10 protein-coding genes and 8 pseudogenes are annotated in these 21,682 nt (G+C 59.3%); 14 read left to right on the top strand and 4 right to left on the bottom strand.

Annotated features, from left to right (window positions below; all coding sequences use genetic code 11):
• Positions 1-363: 363 nt before the first annotated feature.
• On the top strand, positions 364-783 hold the full coding sequence (locus Atro_RS22420) for a DUF2442 domain-containing protein (protein ID WP_497927943.1): 420 nt from the start codon (positions 364-366) through the stop codon (positions 781-783).
• A gap of 8 nt (positions 784-791) precedes the next feature.
• Here Atro_RS22420 and Atro_RS22415 read toward each other — a convergent pair.
• A pseudogene (locus Atro_RS22415) lies at positions 792-1,065 on the bottom strand (tyrosine-type recombinase/integrase); the annotation flags it as partial.
• A 147-nt stretch (positions 1,066-1,212) separates the two neighbouring features.
• Between Atro_RS22415 and Atro_RS22410 the strand changes: the two are divergent.
• Together Atro_RS22410 and Atro_RS22405 are read left to right on the top strand one after the other, a co-directional pair.
• The gene (locus Atro_RS22410; RefSeq protein WP_497927942.1) at positions 1,213-1,758 is read left to right on the top strand and encodes a hypothetical protein; all 546 of its coding nucleotides are present in this window, start codon (positions 1,213-1,215) and stop codon (positions 1,756-1,758) included.
• Positions 1,751-4,117, top strand: a pseudogene (locus Atro_RS22405) (TOTE conflict system archaeo-eukaryotic primase domain-containing protein). Before Atro_RS22410 ends, Atro_RS22405 begins: the two are co-directional and overlap by 8 nt.
• Positions 4,118-4,152: 35 nt before the next feature.
• Here the strand turns inward: Atro_RS22405 and Atro_RS22400 are convergent.
• Both Atro_RS22400 and Atro_RS22395 read right to left on the bottom strand, forming a co-directional pair.
• Positions 4,153-5,701 (bottom strand): annotated as a pseudogene (locus tag Atro_RS22400) (ATP-binding protein).
• Between the two features lie 96 nt (positions 5,702-5,797).
• A pseudogene (locus Atro_RS22395) lies at positions 5,798-6,774 on the bottom strand (tyrosine-type recombinase/integrase).
• A 437-nt stretch (positions 6,775-7,211) separates the two neighbouring features.
• Here Atro_RS22395 and Atro_RS22390 point away from each other — a divergent pair.
• Positions 7,212-7,553 carry a hypothetical protein gene (locus Atro_RS22390; protein WP_497927941.1) on the top strand — a complete coding sequence of 114 codons (342 nt, stop codon included), beginning with the start codon at positions 7,212-7,214 and terminating at the stop codon, positions 7,551-7,553.
• Positions 7,554-7,695: 142 nt separating this feature from the next.
• Here the strand turns inward: Atro_RS22390 and Atro_RS22385 are convergent, their stop codons facing one another.
• Positions 7,696-8,700 carry a hypothetical protein gene (locus Atro_RS22385; RefSeq protein WP_497927940.1) on the bottom strand — a complete coding sequence of 335 codons (1,005 nt, stop codon included), beginning with the start codon at positions 8,698-8,700 and terminating at the stop codon, positions 7,696-7,698.
• A 260-nt stretch (positions 8,701-8,960) separates the two neighbouring features.
• Between Atro_RS22385 and Atro_RS22380 the strand changes: the two are divergent.
• The 10 genes and pseudogenes from Atro_RS22380 to Atro_RS22335 all read left to right on the top strand — a co-directional run.
• Positions 8,961-9,413, top strand: a pseudogene (locus Atro_RS22380) (IS4 family transposase); the annotation flags it as partial.
• Positions 9,399-9,749, top strand: coding sequence for a histone-like nucleoid-structuring protein, MvaT/MvaU family (locus Atro_RS22375; protein WP_497928016.1), 351 nt, complete (start codon positions 9,399-9,401; stop codon positions 9,747-9,749). The pseudogene Atro_RS22380 and the gene Atro_RS22375, both read left to right, overlap by 15 nt.
• A 148-nt stretch (positions 9,750-9,897) precedes the next feature.
• On the top strand, positions 9,898-10,152 hold the full coding sequence (locus tag Atro_RS22370) for a DUF4258 domain-containing protein (protein ID WP_497927939.1): 255 nt from the start codon (positions 9,898-9,900) through the stop codon (positions 10,150-10,152).
• A 30-nt stretch (positions 10,153-10,182) separates the two neighbouring features.
• Positions 10,183-11,949, top strand: coding sequence for an N-6 DNA methylase (locus Atro_RS22365; RefSeq protein WP_497927938.1), 1,767 nt, complete (start codon positions 10,183-10,185; stop codon positions 11,947-11,949).
• A gap of 34 nt (positions 11,950-11,983) precedes the next feature.
• Positions 11,984-14,365, top strand: coding sequence for a type I restriction-modification system subunit M (locus tag Atro_RS22360; protein WP_497927937.1), 2,382 nt, complete (start codon positions 11,984-11,986; stop codon positions 14,363-14,365).
• Positions 14,362-14,868, top strand: a pseudogene (locus Atro_RS22355) (phosphoribosyltransferase-like protein); the annotation flags it as partial. The gene Atro_RS22360 and the pseudogene Atro_RS22355, both read left to right, overlap by 4 nt.
• 29 nt (positions 14,869-14,897) lie before the next feature.
• Positions 14,898-15,404 (top strand): phosphoribosyltransferase-like protein, encoded by a 507-nt coding sequence (locus tag Atro_RS22350; RefSeq protein ID WP_497928015.1) that lies wholly within the window; start codon positions 14,898-14,900, stop codon positions 15,402-15,404.
• Positions 15,404-15,958 (top strand): annotated as a pseudogene (locus Atro_RS22345) (NADAR family anti-phage protein); the annotation flags it as partial. The gene Atro_RS22350 and the pseudogene Atro_RS22345, both read left to right, overlap by 1 nt.
• Before the next feature lie 168 nt (positions 15,959-16,126).
• Positions 16,127-17,457 (top strand): annotated as a pseudogene (locus Atro_RS22340) (restriction endonuclease subunit S).
• On the top strand, positions 17,444-20,539 hold the full coding sequence (locus Atro_RS22335) for a type I restriction endonuclease subunit R (RefSeq protein ID WP_497927936.1): 3,096 nt from the start codon (positions 17,444-17,446) through the stop codon (positions 20,537-20,539). Before Atro_RS22340 ends, Atro_RS22335 begins: the two are co-directional and overlap by 14 nt.
• Positions 20,540-21,682: the final 1,143 nt, after the last annotated feature.

Below are 21,682 nucleotides of genomic sequence, written 5' to 3'. Positions count from 1 at the left end.
CGACGAGCAACGGGTGGCGGTTCCCCTGGCGGTGTTCTGGAGCAGTCTCTCAAGCTGAAAGCGGTACGCTGCCTCGATCGGTTTTCGGGAAAAACCCAAGCGGTTAGGTTTTGTGCTATCTTGCGAACATGCCGACAGTCTTACGCTTCAACGGCCTGCGTGCCGTGATTTATCCGAACGATCACCGGCCGGCACACCTCCATGTCATCGGCAATGGTTGCGAGGCCGTATTCAACCTGCATTGCCCATAGGGTCCGCCTGAACTGCGCGAGAACTACGGTTTTTCGCAGAAGGACCTGGCGGGCATTCAAGCCAAGCTGGCGGAAGCGCTGCTTGTCGCCTGCAACGAGTGGGGGGCTATCCATGGTCAGCCATGACGAGTTTGAACAAGCCAATGCACGGGCCGAAAAACGCAAGAGGCAGGAGCCTTCTGCCGTCTTTGCGCGCTATGACAAGCGCATTCATCGCCTGGTTATCGGGCTGAGCAGTGGCATCGAGGTTGCGTTTCCGCCCCATTCGGCCGAAGGACTGGAAAGGGCGAAACCTGCCGATCTGGATCTTATCGAAATCAGCCCTTCAGGCCTTGGCCTGCACTTTCCGAAGCTGGATGCCGACCTCTATCTGCCAGCTCTGCTGGAGGGTTTCCTGGGAAGCCGGCAGTGGATGGCGGCGAAGCTCGGTAAGCACGGTGGGAGTGTAAAGAGTGCCGCCAAGACTGTGGCGGCCCAAAAGAATGGTCGTCTTGGCGGACGACCGCGCAAGTCAGCGATTGCCGGCAGCTGACCCCATCCTTTAATAGCGCACCTTGAATTCGGCCGGGTATTGCGGCGGTCGTAGAGGCGGGTGGTGCTGATATTGGCACCACCCATGCCACTGCTGGAGCTTGGCGATATCGGCCTCGTGCTCGAGGGCATTGGCGGCGGCGGCGGTGGCGCGCAGGCCGTGAACGCCGAGGCCTTCGACGGTGATGCCGGCGGCCCTGGCGTAGGCGCCGGCAAAGATCCCGGCGCCGGTCCTTTTCCCGCGCAGCGGCAGGAACAGCGTCGCTTTGGGGTCCACGAGATGCGAGCAAGGTATCCGCCGAGATCATGCCGAGAGCGAGTTCGAAAAGTACCGCATCGTGCAGGACCGCTTGTGCGAGAGCGACTTCGACCGGGCGATCAAACAGATTGAGGGTGGGAGCCCAGCCCGCGACGAGGGGGAATAACATCCATGGCCACCAAGAAAACCGCCCCGAGTTGGAGCGACGTTAAAGCCAAGCTGGCCGACTTCGACCGCGCCGGACTGATCGGGCTTATACAAGACCTGTACGCCGCCAACAAGGACAACCAGGCGTTCTTGCACGCGCGCTTCGCACTCGGCGGCGATGTGCTCAAGCCCTACAAAACGACTATAACCCGCTGGCTGTGGCCTGATGTATTCAAGAACCAGGACACCTCGGTGGCCAAGGCCAAGAAAGCCATTTCGGACTACAAGAAGGCCATCGGCCCATCAGAGGGCTTGGCGGAGCTGATGGTGTTCTATTGCGAGCAAGCGGCCGGTTTCAGCAGCGACGTGGGCCTGCAGGACGAGGGCTATTTCAATGCGCTGGTGCTGATGTTTGAGCAAGCGCTGACGATCATCGCGACTTTGCCCGATGGGCAGCGACCAGCCCTTTGGAGGCGGCTGGATGAGGTGAGGCGCATCAGCCACGATTTTGGTTATGGCGTCGGCGATGACATGGACGTATTGCTGACCGAGCACGGAGTCGATGGCTGAACAGGAGACGCTCGCAGCCGTGCAGGCCGAGAACGCTCGCCTGATCGCGCTGCTTGAATCACACGGCATCGAGTGGCGCCTTTCGCCGTCCCAGCCTGCTCCAAGGGTAGCAGCGCCGGAGCCGTCCAGGCTGTCCACTACTGAAAAGGTGACCCTGTTCCGGCGACTGTTTCGCGGGCGCACGGATGTGTATCCGGTTCGCTGGGAAGGCAAAACCTCGGGCAAGTCGGGCTATGCGCCAGCCTGCGCCAACGAGTGGCGTGCCGGTGTGTGCGAGAAGCCCCGTATCAAGTGTGGTGACTGCGGCAAGCGACTGCTGATCCCGCTGTCCGACGCGGTGATCTATGACCATCTGGCCGGTGCGCACACGGTCGGCGTCTATCCGCTGCTGGAGGACGACACCTGCTACTTTCTGGCGGTCGATTTCGATGAGGCCGACTGGAGAGATGACGCGCGTGCTTTCATGCAGTCCTGCGAGGAGCTGGGCGTGCCGGCTGCGCTGGAAATTTCCCGCTCCGGGCAAGGCGCGCACGCATGGGTATTCTTCGCCAGCCGCGTTTCTGCCCGCGATTCCCGGCGACTGGGTACGGCCATTATCAGTCACACCTGCACGCGCACCCGGCAACTGAAGCTGGAGTCCTACGACCGACTGTTCCCCAACCAGGACACGATGCCCAAAGGCGGCTTCGGCAACTTGATCGCACTGCCGCTGCAAAAGTGGCCCAGGGAGAGCGGCTTCAGTGTGTTCGTTGATGCCGATCGGCGCCCGCACCCTGACCAGTGGGCTTTCCTGGCGGCGATCCGGCCGATGCCTGCTCACGACATCGAGCCGACCATCCTGCGTGCCACCGGTGGCGTCCATCCCTTGGATGTCACCTTCATCGACGATGAGGACCTGGCTACGCCGTGGAAGCGCGAGAGCGCATCGCCCAAGAAACTATCCGGTGCGATGCCGCCATCGCTCACCGTGACGTTGGCGAACCTGATCTATTTCGAGAAGGCGCAACTCCCCCAAGCGCTGGCCAATCGCCTGATCCGGCTGGCCGCCTTCCAAAACCCCGAGTTCTACAAGGCCCAGGCCATGCGCATGTCGGTGTGGGACAAGCCGCGTGTCATTGGCAATGCTGAAAACTTCCCCAACACATCGCTCTGCCTCGCGGCTGTCTTGATGCGGCAATGGACTTGCTGCGCGACAACAGCATCGCCTGCGATCTGCATGACGAGCGATTTGGCGGCGAGATCATCAATGTGGCCTTTGCTGGCACCTTGCGCCTTGACCAGGAAACTGCCGTTTCGGCCATGCTGCATCACGACACCGGGGTCCTGTGTGCGCCAACAGCATTCGGCAAGACCGTTACCGCCGCCGCGCTGATCGCTCGCCGGGGCGTGAACACCCTGGTGCTGGTGCACCGCACCGAGTTGTTGAAACAATGGCAAGAGCGCCTGCAAGTCTTTCTCGGCGTAGGCAAGGGCGTGGTCGGCACCATCGGTGGTGGCAAGGCCAAACCCACCGGGAAGATCGATATCGCTGTGATGCAGTCGGTATCCCGGCAGGGCGAGGTCAATCCGCTGGTTGAGCACTGCGGGCAGGTGATCGTGGACGAGTGCCATCACGTTGGCGCCGTGTCATTCGATGCCATCCTGAAGCGAACCAAGGCGAGGTTCGTGCTCGGCCTTACGGCACCCCGATTCGCCGCGATGGTCAACAACCGATCATCTTCATGCAGTGCGGGCCGATCCGGTACACAGCGGCTAAGCCGGCAGGTGCACCCCATGACTTAGAGGTGCTGCCGCGAACACGTTTCTCACGGATCGACTTGCCGCACGAGGCGGGCATCCAGGATGTGTTCCGGCATCTGGCCGATGACCAGGTCAGGACCGAAGCTATTGCCGCCGAAGTCCGTGACGCGTTTCAGCAGGGTCGCAAAGTGCTGGTGCTGACCGAGCGTACCGAACACCTCGACGCTATTCGGATTGCACTGGAAGAACAAATACCGGAGCTGTTTATGCTGCACGGCAGGATGTCCAAGAAACAGCGTGCAGCGCTGATCACGGCACTGGACGCCTTACCGCCCGACGCGCCGCGCGTACTGCTGGCCACGGGCAAACTGGTCGGCGAAGGCTTTGACCATCCGCCCTCGACACACTGGTGCTGGCGATGCCCGTCTCCTGGAAAGGCACGCTGCAGCAATACGCCGGTCGTCTGCATCGAGAGCACGCCTGCAAGACCGATGTGCGCATCATCGATTTCGTCGATACTGGGCATCCGGCACTGCTGCGGATATGGGAGAAACGTCAGAGCGGGTACCGGGCGATGGGGTACCGCATGGGGATGGGAGCCGACCAGTGGGACAGTTGACCACTTGCCGTCTGGAGTGAGTCCCGCACAGAAGGTTACTTGTCCTGTTGTACCTCGAAACCCACCACGCTGCGCTGCCGATGGCTGAACTCCACCCCGATCAGATAGATCGGCTCGCCGCGGGCGCGGTACTTCTCGGCATAACCACGCTCTTGGATCTGCTGCAGCGCCTTGCCCTTGGCTACCAGTTCTACCACCTTGAACTCGAAGAGGTAGACGCTGCTGTTGAACAGCACCGTCATGTCGATGCGTCCGTGGCTGGTGGTGTCCTCCAGACGAATGTCGAGCCCCAGCGCAGCGAAGTGGCTGTAGAACACGCTGGCCCAGTAGCCCTCGAACTGGGCGATGGGGCTATTGCGATACCAGTCATGGGGAATGCTGGCGAAGAAGGCGGTGAACAGCTGCTGCAAGCCGGTGAAGTCGTTGGCCAGCAGCAGGCGGTAGAGCTGTCCGGTCTGTCGCCCAGGAAGTGAAGGGTCTCCGGTCAGTCCCTCCAGCAGGGCGCCGTTCAGGCTGGCCTGTACCTCGAGGTTGGGGTACTTCAGGGTGTACTCGGTGCGCGCGCCCATGGATAGGAGGCTGTCGACCGTCAGGTAGCCGGTCTGGAACATCAGGGCCTCGACCGGCATGCAGTCGACGTCAAAGCTGGAGAGCAGCGTTTCCATCGCCACCAGCCGGCCCAGGTCGGGAGAAAAGACGCGCTTGGCCAGCAGCTGGTCGATCAGGAAGGTCGGTGTGCCGGTCTCGAACCAGTAGGGGTGGAACTGGCGTTTCTGGAACAGCAGCAGAAGATCGAAGGGGTTGTAGACCGAGGTGCCGGCCCAATTGTAGCCGTTGTACCAGGTGCGGATCTCGTCGCGGTCCAGCCCTGCCAGCTCGGGGGCGAATACGGTATCCACGTCCTCGTCCGTGTAGCCACAGATCGCTGAGTAGCCCCCGTCCAGGGTGATGTCGTTGAGATTGTTTAGCCCGGAGAACAGGCTGACCTTGCTGAACTTGGACACGCCGGTGAGCATGGCGAAGCGGAGGTGCGCATCGCTGTCCTTGATCACCGAGTAGAGGTTGCGCAGGCCATCGCGCATCTCGCGGGCTGTCTCGGGCCGGGTGAGGTTGTCGAGAATCGGTTTATCGTATTCATCGACCAGTACGACCACGCGCTGCCCGTGCACCTGCTCGGTTTCGCGGATCAGTTCGGCGAAGCGACTGGGGATGTCCGTCGCCTTGAAGGTAGCCAGCCCGAGGCGTTGGGCGTTGACCTCCAGCAGGTTGCCGATGCGGGTCTCCAGCGCGGCAAGGCTCTGCAGAACACCCCCCAAAGCTGATACGGATTACCGGGTAACGCCGGTTCCAGTCCCAATGCTCATGGATGGCCAGGCCACGAAACAGCGGTTCATTGCCGGCGAACAGCTCGGCGAGAGTGTCGAGAAACAGGCTCTTGCCGAAGCGCCGTGGGCGGGAGAGGAAGTAGTACTTGCCCTCATCGAGCAGCTGCTGGGCAATGCCGGTCTTGTCGACGTAGTAGTAGCCCTCCTCGCGAATCTCGCGAAAGGTCTGGATACCGATGGGCAGCTTCTTGCGGGACATGACAGGCAACCTGAAGGCAGATGCGGCGATTGTAGACGCTGGAGGACGACGAAGGTTGTCTGCGTCCCTGCCAGGAGAGCGCTTCCGCGGGCGTACTCAGTACCGCACCTTGAAGGTGGGCGAATCCTCCGCCCGCAGGTGCCGGCGGTCGTAGAGCCGGGTGGTGCTGATGTTGGCATGGCCCAGCCAGGCCTGGACCTTGGCGATGTCGGCCTCGTGCTCGAGGGCGTTGGTGGCGGCGGTGGCGCGCAGGCCGTGGACGCCGAGGCCCTCGACCGTGATGCCGGCGGCCCTGGCGTAGGCACCGACCAGGGCATAGATACCCTCGGCGGAGATCCCGGCACCGGTCCTTTTCCCGCGCAGCGGCAGGAACAGCGGCGCCTGGGGGCCACGAGGTGGTGTCCCGAGGCCTCGAGGTAAAGATGGATCCGCTCGGCGGCGACCGGATGCAGCGGCAGGTAGCGCAGCTTGCCGCCCTTGCCGTGGACGCGCAGGTGCTTGAGGCCGCGGCGGTCCTGGAGGTCGTGGACCGCCAGGCGGGCGGCTTCCTCGCGGCGCAGGCCGTGATAGAGCAGCACGGCGAGCAGCGCCCGGTCGCGGCGGCCCTTCAGGGTGGCGGGATCGGGGGCTTCGAGCAGGGCCCGGGCCTGGTGGTCGCCGAGGGCCGGGGTCTTGCCTTCATTCGTTTCGATCCTGGGCCGCTTGACGCCATGCACCGGGTTGCCGCCGGCCACCGCGTTGCACTCGAGCAGGTGGTCGAACAGGCTGGTGAGGGCGGCGAGCTTGCGGCGCAGGGTGGCCGCGGACAGACCGCGCGCCTCCAGGTGCTTGCGCCAGGCGAGGACATGGGCGCGGGTGACGTCGCGAAACTGCTCCGGCGCATTGATGCCGACGAAGGTGCAGAAGTCCGCGAGGTCGCCCCGGTAGGCGCGGCGGGTGCGCGGGTTGTCGAGGTTGGCGAACCACTCGGCGGCGGCCGGCACCTGGGCGAGGCCCTGGAACTGGGCGGCGCTGAGGCGGCGTTCGGCCGGCGTGACGGGCGACAGGCCGGTTTCGGGGGGCAGCTTATTCATGCCGGTCGTCCTTTTCGGCGCGATCCCAGTGCTCGACCCGCTCGTCGAGCCGGTCCGGACGCTTCGGCGTCCTGGAGAGGACCCCGCAGCGGGGGGCCGACGTATTCCTCGGGCAGGTACCGCGAATCGCCGACCTCCACGCCCCGTTCCTGCAGCGCCTCATCCGGGAGGCGGAGGGCGCCGTCGCCGTCCCGGTCCTCGATCACGCTCCGGCGGGTGTCCATGCGCGGCTCCTGGGGCTGAAAAATTCATGATAACGGATTTTATCGTCATATTTTGAGGGGGCACGAGAGCCGAGGCTTGCCTGTCGCCAAGGGGACAAGACCTCAACTTTTTTTACCATCAGCCAAAAAGTACGTTTGCTAGCTAAGGGGGCTGTTCGCCGTTAAACAACCATTCACGATGACGTCTCATTAGGTCAACCAGGAGTCTTACCTATGTACCAACGACCAACCCTGCAAGACGTTCGCGAGGCGCTCGAGCGTATCAAAAAAATACCGCGGCCATACGGTGACAACGAAGGCGATCCCATCAATTCCGATACCGTGTTTCCAGAGCTGTCGCCGGAGCACCAGTTGGCTGTCAGTCACGCTTATCAGGTGTGTTTTGAGTACACCCGCACATTGGATGGCAAAGTAGACCGTCGCGCGGTTGGGTACTTAACCCGTGCTGGCTATCGGACCAGCCTCGATACATCTCAGTATCAGCCCGACAGGCTTGTGGGTAGCGTGGAGGTCGATAACTGGGAGCTCGACATATCCGATATGTTTGTACAGTGAAAATAACGACGAATACTAGTGGCCTGTTTGGTTAATTCGTTTATCTATTTGATATATTAGGAAGCCTGCCGGCCGGCGCGACAGCATGGCCTCGCCGCATGCAAACCTACATTATAAATAAACGAACTACTCGGACAGTCCACTAGTTGAGAGGAATCGTAAAACTGCGGCCATCTATGCTTTTCACTGTCATAATTAGCCGTGGCTCTGGGCCCTCCAAGTCTTGCTTGTGCCACTCCCTGCACAGACGTTGGAGGGTCTTATAGCCAATTCCTGCTTCATTTCCACCTTTGGTAAACACCTTCCAGATCGTATCTGTCGCTTCTTGCGCGCTTTTCCATAGTTGTCGCCCTCCCTCAGCCTCTGGGCGCAGTGAGAAGAATAAATCGTGCGCTTCTTTTTGGATTCCATTTTGTCTGTTTTTGCGACTTTTCGCGGAGTTCTTGCTGGCTTGGCGTTTAGCGCTGACAGTGTCCATGCGCTGCATCGTGTACCGGGCAGCCTCATGCATCCCGATCAAATGGTTGGTATCGAGGAGGAACGAATAGGCTCTAGGTAAATCACCATTCTCGGCAGACTTCTTTGCCTCGGCGAGCAACCCAAACATACTGTAGAATGCACAATTATCTTCAGGTGGTGTTTTCCCAGTTTTTGCAATGAGCGTATTAGCGATGTCATCGTCGCAATCCTGCATAATTCCGAGGACAAAGAGGTATAGATCCTCACTAGCGTCTTTGTACTTTTCTAGGATAGGAATGGTTATCGATGACACAAAGTGTTCAAGCGCCTCTAGGAGTTCCGCTGTCCTGCCAGCCTCCAGTGACTGTCTGATAGGCTCCTGGAGGGCCGGTGATAAGCTTTTAAGGTAGCCATTGAGGTAAAGGTGCAGTGCGTGGTGCCATAGTCTCCGATGCTCAGCTTCGAAGCTGCGTCGTGTCCTACCGGTTTCGTACAGGGTGAGACTTTCTGGTTCACGGGATGGTAGTAGCTGGGACCGAACAAGATCGATTGCTTGGTCGATTTCAGCTACCTGCTGTTCGCGAAGCAGCGTGCCGTCGAGCGCGCGCTCGACTTTCTGTGTCTGTTGAGCAATTTTCTTAAGAAAATTCTGGAGTTGTTTATCGTGGTGCTTGTGCTTACTAGTCATTTAAATGAGGGGAGCCTGCAGAGTTCGGAAAAAATCGTAACGCTAAGCGCCAGGTGATTGGCTGGAGGCCGCATCAATCCTGGGGACGTCCGGCTGGGTTATACCCTATCCGTACGCTCAGGAAGCCAGCTTCAGAGGATCTGGATAGGGCCTGAGTAATTCCCAAAATTTTCTCGGAAAATCAGAGAGATAAGGCTTGAAGAGGCCCGCATGGACGGGCACGTTGGTTGTCGTCAAACAAAAACAGCGTCCCCAGCCCCATGCAGACCATCCAATTCTTGCACGACGCCTTCGCCAAGGCACTCCCCACGATCCATGCCCGCCGTCTCGAAGCCCTGATGGCCGCGGTGGCCGCCCTGCTGCAAGGCCGCCGCCTGATCCTGACCGCGCTGGGGCGTTCGATGCCCGGTTCGGCTTGGCCCAGGCATGCGATCAAGCGAGTCGACCGTCTGCTTGGCAACCGGCAGTTGCAGGCCGAGCGGGGGTTGTTCTACTGGGCCATGCTCCGCGCCCTGCTGGGCTCGCTCAAGCATCCCCTGATCCTGGTGGACTGGTCGCCGATCGATGCCGCCGGCACGCTGTTCCTGCTGCGCGCCGCGATCCCGCTGGCCGGGCGCTCGCTGCCGGTCTGCGAAGTCGTCCATCCGCGCGAGGGCTGCCCGCGTTGCCAGCAACGTCTGCTCGAGGCACTGGCGGCGATGTTGCCGGCCGAATTTCGTCGCGCCGAGCGCGAGCTGCAGAAACAGATGGCTCTGCTGGAGCAGCTGCAGGCCGACGCCAGCCTGCAGCGTGAAGTGGAGTGCGAAGACAAGCTGAAGGCGCTGATGGCGGACTACGGTGTGGACCTGGCGAAGGTAGTCGCCATCCTCAATCCGCAGCCGGTCGAGCTGGATCCGACCGAACCGGCAGCGCCGTACCCGTCAGGTGAAGGTCTACGTCCAGCCGGTCACCGGCAAGCGTATCGAGACCAAGGGGCGAATCATGCCCAGCTCAAGGTCTGGAAGGCGGAGTTCGGGGCTGAGGTGGTGGAGGGATGGCGGCAGAGTTGATGCTGGCTCAGCAGGAAGTCTGACGATAAAGCAGAGTGCAATGCGATTAATGCATCAAAATAAAAATTTTAGGCATTAATTGCCTAGTTGAAGCATGTCGGATTAAATAATACTCTTTGCTCTCGGTACAGCTAAGGAGTACCCCACCATGCATGCCACCCATCACTGCAAGGCCCGTCAGGCCCAGCGCGGCATTCCCCTCAAGATGGTCGACTACGTCCTCACGCACGGCAGTCAGAGCCGGAACAAGGTCGTCTTTGGTGAGCGAGAGGCCAGGCAACGCCTGGCCGAGCTGGACGAAGAGCGTCGTCTGCTCATGAAGATCAAAGATAAGGGTGGCGTTGTGGTGGTGGCCAATGGTGAAACGGTCATCACGACCTACAACCTCACCAGTCGCCACTGATCCAAGCATCGAGCTATTTCAAGACATCACATGAACGAGAAAATCTTCTCTCAGCTGCTGGATGCCACACGGGGTTTCGCCCTGACCGTGCCGCAATCCACCTCCCTGGTTCTGCAGCTGCTGTGCTGGTGGAAGCTGTCGAAAGAGTCGAGTGCTCTCCCCGAGGAGCTGCGCATATCTCACCTGCTCGACCGCGATCTGGCCGAGCAACATGAGGTACTGCGTCAGGTGCAGACCTATGCCCAGTTTCCGTTCATGGACGAGAGCGTCTGGCAGAACCTGCGCAGAGCCCGGAACATTTCCCTGCTGCTGCAGAAAATCGGCGTCTTCGAGACTCAAGGCTTCCTCGACAAGCTGATCCTAGATGACGCCGCCTTCTGGTCGTTCGACCGCCGCGACGGCAGTTTTGCGTCTGCGCCAAGCCTGTGCAAACTGCTGATTGAACTTGCTGGGATCAAAGCCGCGCAGAGGGTATATGTCCCTTGGGACAACTCCGGGCAGCTCGCAGCTAGAGTTGTACGGAGTGGCGCTACAGCCCTAGTCGAGACGCGTTCTCCTACACTCCCTGCCCAGATTCTCGGGCTAGCAAATGTGAGTGGCTGGGACATCAACGACACTGATCCAGTGGGGGCTCCTGCTGCACTGGAGCAAGGCATGCTGGTCCGCTTCGAGACGGCAGTCTGCATCCCTCCGATGGGACTGCGTTACTCCAGCGAAGTCTTTGAAAATGACTTGTTCGACCGCTTCGTCGAGAAGACCCCGGTTGGCAGCGTGCTGCAGATTCGTCACCTGCTGGCACAGACCCGCGGCCGTATCGTCGTGGCGATGCCCAACTCCGTACTGTTCGCCTCCGGCAGTGAGCGTCAGTTGCGCGAGCGGCTGGTCGAAGCAGGCCAACTGGAAGCGGTAATCGCCCTGCCTGCCGGTCTCTGTGTCGGTACCAATATCCCTCTGTCCATTCTGGTGCTGAATGCCCGCGGCGGCGCGAAGAGTGTCCACTTTGTCAACGCCGCTACCGAGGCGTTCACCGAAAGCGCTGCCAAGAAGCGCATCGAGCTGAAGAACATTGACGCACTGCTGGCGGAAGTCACTGGCCGGGATACCACCGAGCATGCCGTATCCGTTCTGAGCAGGGCAATTGCGGACAACGACTACTCCCTAGAAGTCGGCCGTTATGTACTGGACGAAGCAGCCCGCGAGCTGGAGCAAGTCCTGAAGCGCTACGAAATGCACAAGCTCAGCGAGTTCTTCGAGGTCATCCGTCCGCGTCAGCATGCGACCGCTGCCAGCGGTTCTAGCGTATTTGAAGTCCAGGCCCAGGACATTCCTGCCTATGGCTACATTCGCAGTGCCAGTAAGGAGACCCTGTTCGATCTTGGCTCAGCCAAGGCTTCGACCTACTTCATCAGGCCCGACGATATCCTGATGACCTTCAAGGGGACGATCGGCAAGGCCGGTATCGTCCAAGACGTTCCAGACAGCAAAGAAGGCGGCTGGATCGCTGGGCAGTCCCTAACGATCCTGCGCAGCAAGCGCCCAGAGATTTATCCTCCGAAAGCCCTTTTGATTTACCTTCGCTCCGACCTGGGCCAGGCACTGCTCAAGCACATTGTGGTGGGTGCCACCATTCCTTCTATCCAGCTTTCGGCCCTCAAGGAACTGCATATACCTGTTCCCTCACGGGAAGAGATGGACAGGATGGTTCAGGCATTTGAGCAGGAAGCGCAGATCCAAAGCGAAATCAAGCAACTCCGTGACAAGCAAGCCGCCATCGCTGCTAGTTTCTGGCGCCTGTAAATCATCACGCCGTATATTTAAGGCAATACCCCCCATGAAATCCTCCAAGCTCCAAGACCAAAGCCAACTGAAGTGGATTTCCGACTTCATCTGGAACATCGCTGATGACCGTCTGCGCGATGTGTACGTACGCGGCAAGTACCGCGACGTCATTCTTCCGTTCACCGTACTGCGTCGTCTCGACGCCGTACTCGAGTCGACCAAGCAGGCGGTGCTGGAACGCAAGAAGTTCCTCGACACACACAAGGTCGCCGAGCAGGACGGTGCGCTGCGCATGGCAGCTGGGCAGGCGTTCTACAACGTCTCCGAATTCACGCTGGCTAAACTCAAGGCCAGCGCTGCTGGGCAACGCCTGCGCGACGATTTCATCGCCTACCTCGATGGCTTCTCACCCAACGTGCAGGAAATCCTCACCAAATTCAATTTCCGCAACCAGCTTCAGAAGCTCGTGGACTCCCATGTCTTGGGCTATCTGATCGAGGACCTCCTCGACCCCGAGGTCAACCTCTCGCCGCTGCCGGTCAAAGATGCTGACGGGCGCATCAAGCTCCCGGCCCTGGACAACCACGGCATGGGCACCGTGTTCGAGGAACTGATCCGCCGCTTCAACGAAGAGAACAACGAGGAGGCGGGTGAACACTTCACACCGCGCGACGTGGTGCAGCTCATGGCCAAGCTGCTGTTCTTGCCTGTGGCCGAGCGGATCGAATCCAGCACCTACTCGCTATACGACGGCAGCTGCGGCACGGGTGGGATGCTGACTGTGGCCGAAGAAGCCCTGCAGGAGCTGGCCGAGGAACACAGCAAGGAAGTATCCATCCACTTGTTCGGCCAGGAAATCAGCGACGAAACCTACGCCATCTGCAAGGCCGACTTGCTCCTGAAAGGTGAAGGCGCAGAGGCCGAGAACATCGTCGGTGGTGCGGATAAATCCACCCTGTCTGCCGACCAGTTCCGCAGCCGCGAGTTCGACTTCATGATCTCCAACCCGCCCTATGGCAAGAGTTGGAAGACCGATCTGGAGCGGATGGGCGGCAAGAAGGAGTTCAGCGACCCGCGCTTCATCGTCAATCATGGCGGCGATGCCGAGTTCAAGCTCATCACCCGTTCCAGCGACGGGCAGCTCATGTTCCAGGTGAACAAGCTGCAGAAGATGAAGCACAACACGCCGCTGGGCAGCCGCATCGCCCTTGTCCATAACGGGTCAGCCCTGTTCACCGGGGACGCGGGCCAGGGCGAGAGCAACATCCGCCGCTGGGTGCTGGAGAACGATTGGCTCGAAGCCATCATCGCGCTGCCCCTCAACATTTTCTACAACACCGGCATTGCCACCTACATCTGGGTTCTGGCCAACAAGAAAGCCGAACACCGTAAAGGCCGAGTGCAGTTGATCGACGCCAGCAAGTGGTTCCAGCCGCTGCGCCGCAACCTGGGCAAGAAAAACTGCGAACTCTCTGATGCAGACATCCAGCGCATCCTGGACTTGTACCTCGACGAGCCGCAGGACACCCCGGATTGCAAGTGGTTCGACACCACTGATTTTGGCTACTGGAAGATAACGGTCGAGCGTCCGCTGCGACTCAAGAGCCAGCTGAGGTCCGACAGCATCGAAACCCTGCGCTTTGCGTCGGGCGATGAAGCCCTGCGTGCCGAAATCTACACCATGCATGGCGACAAGCTCTATACCGACTTCACCAAGATCAAGCCCGATATCGAGGCGTGGTTGAAAGGTGAAGACGAGAGCGAAGAAGACGACGACAGTGAAGACGATGAGGGCGAAAGCAAAGTTGCCAAGAGGGCTGTACCGGCAAAGCGCCGCAAGAAGTTGCTGGACTCGGCAACCTGGCTGCGTGACAAGGGGTTGATCGATCTGGCCCTGCTGGCGCAAAAGGAAATCGGTGAGGCCGTGTTCTATGACCACAACGAATTCCGCACCCGCTTTGAGGCCGTGATGAAGGAGCACAGCAAGAAGCTGGGTGCTCCAGAGAAGAAGGCAATCTACAAGGCCGTGAGCTGGCGAGACGAAACCGCGCCGCCCGTTATCGCCAAGCGTACGAAAATTAAAGCTACTGATACCTTTATAGCGAATAACGATGGGCGTTATCTGGTAGGGGAAGACAAACACCGAGAAGTTATCGAATACGAGTCCGACACCGATCTGCGCGATACCGAACAGATACCTCTAAAAGAGCCGGGCGGCATCGACGCGTTCTTTGCGCGTGAGGTGCTGCCGCACGCAGCAGATGCCTGGATTGCGATGGACAAGACCCAGATCGGCTACGAGATTTCGTTTGCCCGCTACTTCTACCAGCCGACACCGCTGCGGACGCTGGATCAAATCCGGGCCGACATCCTTAAGCTCGAGCAGCAGAGCGAAGGCTTGCTGAGCAAAATCGTGGGAGGTACTGCCGCATGAACCAACGGAACAACCTTCTAACGTCCATCGCTCAGACGATTCAGGACTACCGGGGCAGCTCGCTCTCTCAGCCCATCACCGACCACGTTGAGCGCTGGGTGCAGCAGTTCGACGCTGCTGTGCAGTTGCCCATCCTGCAAGAGATCAACCACGTCCTGAAAAATATCTACTTCTCGAAGGAGAAGGTGGCCAAATTCATCCGTACTGCGATCCGCACCCAAAAGCTCACTGGTTCCAACCCAGAGCAGTTCTGGCGCAACGCCAACTTTCTCGACATCCAGCGCGGCGGCAATAGCCAGACCGAGTTGCTGGCCCTGTTCTCCGAACAACTAACGGATGAGTTTGGCTTCGGCGTTCAGGATTGCGGACAGGGCAATGATGTCTTCATCTATCTGGATGACGGCATCTTCACGGGCAATCGGGTGTGGCGCGATTTGGATGCATGGGTCCACAATACTGCCCCCGCGCGGGCCACTGTACATGTGATCTGTATTGCGATGCATAAGGGGGGCAGCACTATGCCCAAGGAAGAATTCAAGAGACCATTAGGAGGTCTGGGAAGAGTATCGACATCAGTGATGGAAACTGGTGGTCGGCGGTTGCACTGGAGGATAGACGGTACTACAGCAACACCTGCGATGTGCTACGACCAACGGCGATCCCGAACGATCCGGCGGTGCAAGCCTACGTGGCTGCCATGCAGTATCAGCCGACGCTCAGAACCGCTGGCAATCCCGGCGCAGCGGGCCTGTTCTCCAGCGACGGGGCAAAAATTCTTCTTGAGCAGGAGTTCCTGAAGGCCGGTGTGCGCATCCGGCAGATTTGTCCCAACCTTGGCGCCACGCAGCGACCACTGGGCCACATGACACTGGAAACACTGGGCTTCGGTTCGCTCATCGTCACCTATCGCAACTGCCCCAACAACGCTCCGCTGGCTTTCTGGGTGGATGCGCCGTGGTATCCGCTGTTCCCGCGCACCACGAATACCCAGACGGCGGTGAGGAAGATGTTCGCCGATCTGACCGGAGGCGCTCTCTGATGAGCGGTAGCAATCAGCTTCGAACCTACCGCCGGATGGAAAGCGTGGTCTTCCTCAAGACAGACGAGCCATTTGGTGGGCTCTCCAATATGGCTGGAGGGTACCCGATCCATGTAAATGGCGTGCGGATACTGACGTCCGAGGCGCTGTATCAAGTCTGCCGGTTCCCGCATCTTCCCGACGTGCAGCGGATGATTATCGGCCAGATCAGTCCGATGACGGCAAAGATGAGGAGCAAGCCCTACCGCAAGGATTCGCGCCCCGATTGGGACCAGGTGCGCGTGCGTATCATGCGCTGGTGCCTGCGCATGAAGCTCGCCAATAACTGGAGCACCTTCAGCGAGTTGCTATTGAGAACCGGAGACCGGTCAATCGTCGAAGAGTCGCGGAAGGACGATTTTTGGGGAGCCAAAGCCACTGGTTACGGGAGCACTCTGGTGGGCATGAACGTCTTGGGCAGGCTGCTGATGGAACTGCGTGAGCAGGTGAAACAGCAGGGGCGAGAGGCAGCACTTGATGTTGCTCCTCCTTCTATTTCGCAATTTCTGCTCTTGGGACGACCCATTGAAGTGGCATCGGGCTCAGCACCTCCGCAGGTGGTCGCTGATCACGAGCAGGGCTCCCTCTTCGGTGCGGATACCGCTGTCAGCGTCGAGGCTTCATCTTCTCTGGCAAAGGCTCCATCACGCGAAGTAGCATATGAAGCCTACCGTCCCGCAAGGATGCGCTGGCTTCCGCCAGTTCCTGAGCACTGGAACGAACAGCGAGCTAAAACCTTCTTCCGCGAGGTGGACGAGCGCTCCAAGACAGGAAAGGAAGAGCTGCTGTCAGTGTCGCATCTGACAGGCGTCACGCCGCGCAGCCAGAAGAACGTGACCATGTTCAAGGCAGAGAGCTACGTCGGCTCCAAGCTGTGCCGCCCTGGCGATATCGTGGTGAACACTTTGTGGGCGTGGATGGCGGCGCTAGGAGCAAGCAAACACGCGGGCATCGTCAGCCCTGCCTATGGTGTCTATCGTCCGCATAACCCAGATAGCTTCAACCCGGCGTACCTCGACTACCTGCTGCGCACCCGCGCCTATGTGGCCGAATACATCGGACGGTCGACTGGTATTCGTGCCTCCCGCTTGCGCTTATATCCGAACCAGTTTCTCGACATTCCGCTGATCCAGCCCCCCCGTCCTGAGCAAGATCAAATCGTCGCCTACCTGCGCGCTCAGGATGCCCATATCGCTCGCTTTATCAAAGCCAAGCGTGACCTCATTGCGCTGCTGACTGAGCAGAAGCTGTGCATCATTGACCAAGCAGTCACACGCGGCCTCGATGCATCGGTCAGGCTCAAGCCCTCAGCCATCGAGTGGCTAGGTGATGTCCCGGCGCATTGGAACGTATGCCGTGCAAACCATGTACTTGATACCGTTCGGCAGCAGATACCAATCTCAACTCTTGCCGAAAAAGAGGTGTTTCACTACTCGATACCATCAATTTCCAAAACGGGGAATGGTGTTGTTGAAAATGCTTCGGCAATCGACAGCGACAAACTACTTCTCAATGGGGAGAGTTGCTTGTGTCAAAGCTAAATCCTCACAAGCGGTATGTCTTGCTTTCAAAGCCGCATTCGTTGCCGATAGTTTGCTCCTCTGAATTCGTGCCACTCATCGCGCGGGCATGTGACGCCGAGTACGCAAGGTACGTTTTCCAGTCGTGGCGTGTGAGTGGTTATCTTCAGGCAAACGCACGTTCAGCTACCAGAAGTCATAGTCGTGTGGACCCCAATTTGATTTCAAAGCTGTGGTGGGCATGGCCTGATATCGCTGAGCAAATTGAGATTGTTGAGCACTTACGGGTGGCGTTGATGCCGCTGGACGAGGCGATCCAACGTGCCGAAGATGAAATCAAGCTCATCCGCGAGTACCGCGACTGTCTGATCGCCAATGCCGTTACCGGGCAGGTGGATGTGCGTGGATGGCAGCCCGGCCCGGACGATGTGGTGAGCGATGAGGTGCTAGCGGCACTGGGGGATGACGAGGAGGAAGGCAATGGCGAAGACTGACACCAGCGAACGCTGGTTTGAGGCGCGCATCGTACGCGGCCTGACCGGCATTCCGCAGCCCGAGTACAGTCACGAGCTGGAACCCACGAACTTTGCCACCACCCACAACGGCTACGTGCAAGGCAAGCCAGGCGACTACAATCGCGACGTGGCGCTAGATGTTGTGCAGTTGCTGGAATTTTTGCTGGCCACGCAGCCAAAGGCTGTGGAAACGCTGGAACTGGCAACTGAAGGCATCAAGCGCACCCAGTTCCTGCACCGTCTGCAGGGCGAGATCACCAAACGCGGCGTGGTGGATGTGTTGCGCAAGGGCGTGAGCCACGGGCCGGTTCACGTCGACCTCTACAAGCTGCTGCCCACGCCGGGGAATGCCAACGCGGCCGAGGCCTTTGGCAAGAACATCTTCAGCGCCACCCGGCAGGTGCGCTATAGCAACGATTCCGGCAACGAGCTGGACCTGTTGATCTTCATCAACGGCCTGCCAGTGCTGACCTTCGAGCTGAAGAACTCACTGACTAAGCAGACCCTGGCCGACGCCATTGTTCAGTACCAGACCACGCGCAGCCCGCAGGAGTTACTGTTCCAGTTGGGCCGTTGCGTGGCACACATCGCCGTCGATGACGCCGAGGCAGCTTTCTGCACCGAGTTGAAGGGCAAGGCGTCGTGGTTTCTGCCGTTCAACCAGGGCTGGAACAGCGGCGCGGGCAACCCGCCCAACCCGAATGGCCTGAAAACCGACTACCTGTGGAAGCAGGTGCTAACCAAGGAGTCGCTGGCCAACATCATCGAGAGCTTCACGCAGGAGGTGGAGGAAGAAGAAGCCGACGCCAATGGCAAGAAGCGGAAAAAACGAAAGCAGGTCTTCCCCCGCTTCCATCAGTTGTGTACCGTGCGTGCCCTGCTGCGCCGCGCCCGCGAGGACGGGGTGGGCAAGCGTTACCTGATCCAGCACTCGGCAGGCAGCGGCAAGAGCAACACGATTGCGTGGCTGGCGCATCAGCTGGTGGAGCTGCGCACAGCCGCCGACCCGCTGACGTCGCAGTTCGACTCAATCATTGTGATCACCGACCGGCGCGCGCTGGACACACAGATTGCTCGCACCATCAAGGGCTACGACCACGTGGCGTCGATCTTCGGCCACTCCGACAACGCGCAGGAACTGCGCGAGTACCTGCGCCGGGGCAAGAAAATCATCGTCACCACGGTGCAGAAGTTCCCGTTCATCCTCGACGAACTGGACGATTTCTCCGGCAAGAAGTTCGCGCTGCTGATCGACGAGGCGCATTCCAGCCAGGGAAGCAAGACCACCGGCAAGATGCACGCAGCCCTCGGCAGCAAAGCTGCCGTCAATGAATCTGGAGGGCAAGCTGCGACAGGAGATTCCAGCGGCGAGGAAGCCTTCGAGGAAGATTCCACGCAGGACGCGGTGAACAATGAGATCGAGAAGCGCATCCAGTCGCGCCGGATGCTGTCGAACGCCAGCTACTTCGCTTTCACTGCCACGCCGAAAAACAAGACGCTGGAGTTGTTCGGCGAGAGGATCGTCGTCGGGGACAAGGTGCAGTTCCGCTCGCCGGAGGAGCTGACCTACACCACCAAGCAAGCAATCCAGGAGAAGTTTATCCTCGACGTGGTGGAGAACTACACCACGGTCAACAGCTTTTACCAAGTGGCCAAGACGGTGGCGGACGACCCGGATTTCGACAAGGTGAAGGCGCTGAAGAAGATCCGCCACTACGTCGAGTCGCACGACAAAGCCATTCGCCGCAAGGCTGAGATTATGGTTGATCACTTTGTTGCGCAGGTGGCCGGCAAGCAGAAGATCGGCGGCAAGGCACGGGCGATGATAGTGTGCAACGGAATCGCGCGGGCCATAGATTACTTCCGCGAGGTGTCAGACTACCTCGTTCAGATCAAAAGCCCTTATAAGGCCATCGTGGCGTACTCGGGTGACTTTGAAGTCGGCGGCGAGAAGAAGACCGAGGCCGACCTGAACGGGTTTCCGAGCAAGGATATCCCGGCCAACCTAAAGCAAGATCCGTATAGATTTTTGATTGTGGATCGAAAGTACACGACGGGTTTTGATGAGCCTTTGCTACATACGATGTACGTGGATAAACCCTTGGCTGGCGTGCTGGCGGTGCAGACCCTATCACGTCTCAACCGGGCGCATCCGCAAAAGCACGACACCTTCGTGCTCGACTTCGCCGATAACGCCGAGGCGGTGAAGGCGGCGTTCCAGGACTACTACCGCGCCACGATCCAAACCGGCGAAACCGACGCCAACAAGCTGCACGACCTGAAGGCCGAACTCGACGGGCAGCAAGTGTATAGCTGGCAGCAAGTGGAGGACTTAGTGGCGCTCTACCTTGGCGGCGCAGACCGGGACAAACTCGACCCGATCCTTGACATGTGCGTAGAGGAATACAAGGAGAACCTTGACGAAGACGGCCAAGTGAAATTCAAAGGCAAGGCCAAGGCATTCGTGCGCAGCTACAGCTTCCTTGCCGCGATCCTGAGTTACGGCCACCCGGCGTGGGAGAAGCTGTCGATCTTCCTGAACTTTCTCATTCCGAAGTTGCCCGCTCCCAAGGAGGAAGACCTCTCCAAAGGTGTGCTGGAGGCCATCGACATGGACAGCTACCGTGTGGAAGCTCAGGCGGCGCTCAAGATGGCGATGGACGATGCCGATGGCTCGGTCGAGCCTGTACCTCCGGGCGGTGGTGGCGGTAAGGGCGAGCCGGATATCGACAAGTTGTCGAACATTATCAAGACCTTCAACGACCTGTTCGGCAACATCGAGTGGAAAGACGAGGACAAGATCCGCAAGGTCATCACCGAAGAAATCCCAGCGCGGGTGGCCCAGGACAAGGCCTATCAGAACGCGCGGGCGAACTCTGACAAGCAAAACGCTAAGCTGGAGCACGACAAGGCCCTTAACCGCGTCGTGCTGGAGCTGCTGTCCGACCACACCGAGTTGTTCAAGCAATTCAGCGACAACCCGAACTTCAAGCGCTGGCTGACGGATATGGTTTTCGACTCTACCTACAATCCTGGTGCACCTAGGCCACCAGTGTCGTAAGCAATGGGCATCATACCTCAAGCGGCGCTCGGCCAATAAATTTCCGATTACAGGATAGAGCCGAGTACATACTCCCCATATCATGCGGAGTACACACCGAACCGGCCGCCAACCTCCGCTGCGGGGACTGGCGGGCTTGCCCTGGATAAGCAGGCCTTATCCGCGGTGAGGGACGAAATCGCCGGATCGGCGGCGACATTCCCGGCGCGCAGGTGTACTGCAGCCGTTCCGGTTCCCACAGCCGAAAAGCCGAGGGATCTGTTTGCGCGGTGCCTGTATAGTTGCCAGGCCCTGGCCAGCGTCCGCCCAAGGTAACGACAGAGGAATCCTCAGCCGCTAGGTGGTGCGCGGCAAGCCGGTCAAGACCACAATCGGCGACACGTCCAAGCCATGTCCGTTGGATCGGCAGCCGAATGCACGGTGGGGGTCGGATTTCAGTGTGCCACAGTAAGTGGCGTAACAGCAGCAGGTGGCCAACCGCCTAGGCGGCGAGGGTCAAAGGTCCCGGTTGTGAGCGTTACGGGAAGGTCGTCCAGAGGCGTCAGGTGTGAACCCAGAAGGCGAACCAGCGAGAACGGCCGTTCACGTGTCGAAAGTACTCAGATGCCATCGAAACCGAGGTATGCAATAGCTCCGGGAGCAGCGGGGACCTTCGAGATAGCGACGGGATCCGTGATGCAAAAAGGGCAAGAGGAGGCCGTCAAAGCCGCTATTTAACATAACAAACATTATGCGAATTAAGACTATGTTTGTGGGCAGCGCAAAAAACTGAAAGTGGTGCCGGAAAGCGAGGGTCAGCAAGAGATTCTGAAATGCGAACTGCCACGGTAGGCCAGTAATCAGGTTTTCCCAGCCGCCCCAATGCTGAAAAGCCGAAGCGCTAAAGCTGCCAGTAGCAGGAGTCCACCGAGGTGAGTCGGCCCTGTCGGGCTGAACACAGTAGGTAGGAATCACCGCCCTTCCAGCTTGGCTGCAAGCCAAGCAAGAGAACGAGGAGGATGTCAACGGTGAATTCAGCCACTCCTCACTGTATGGAAGCAGTTGGGGATTAGGCAGCATGATGGGGCTCGGAAAAGTCTTGTCCGTTATCGGCAATCCTCGACCAAAGCAAGAGGGATCTAGCGCAATTGCCCTTGGCACACA

This window comes from Azotobacter tropicalis (assembly GCF_059739045.1).
Note: the sequence above shows the minus strand (reverse complement) of the source record. Positions and strands in the feature narration are given on the sequence as shown.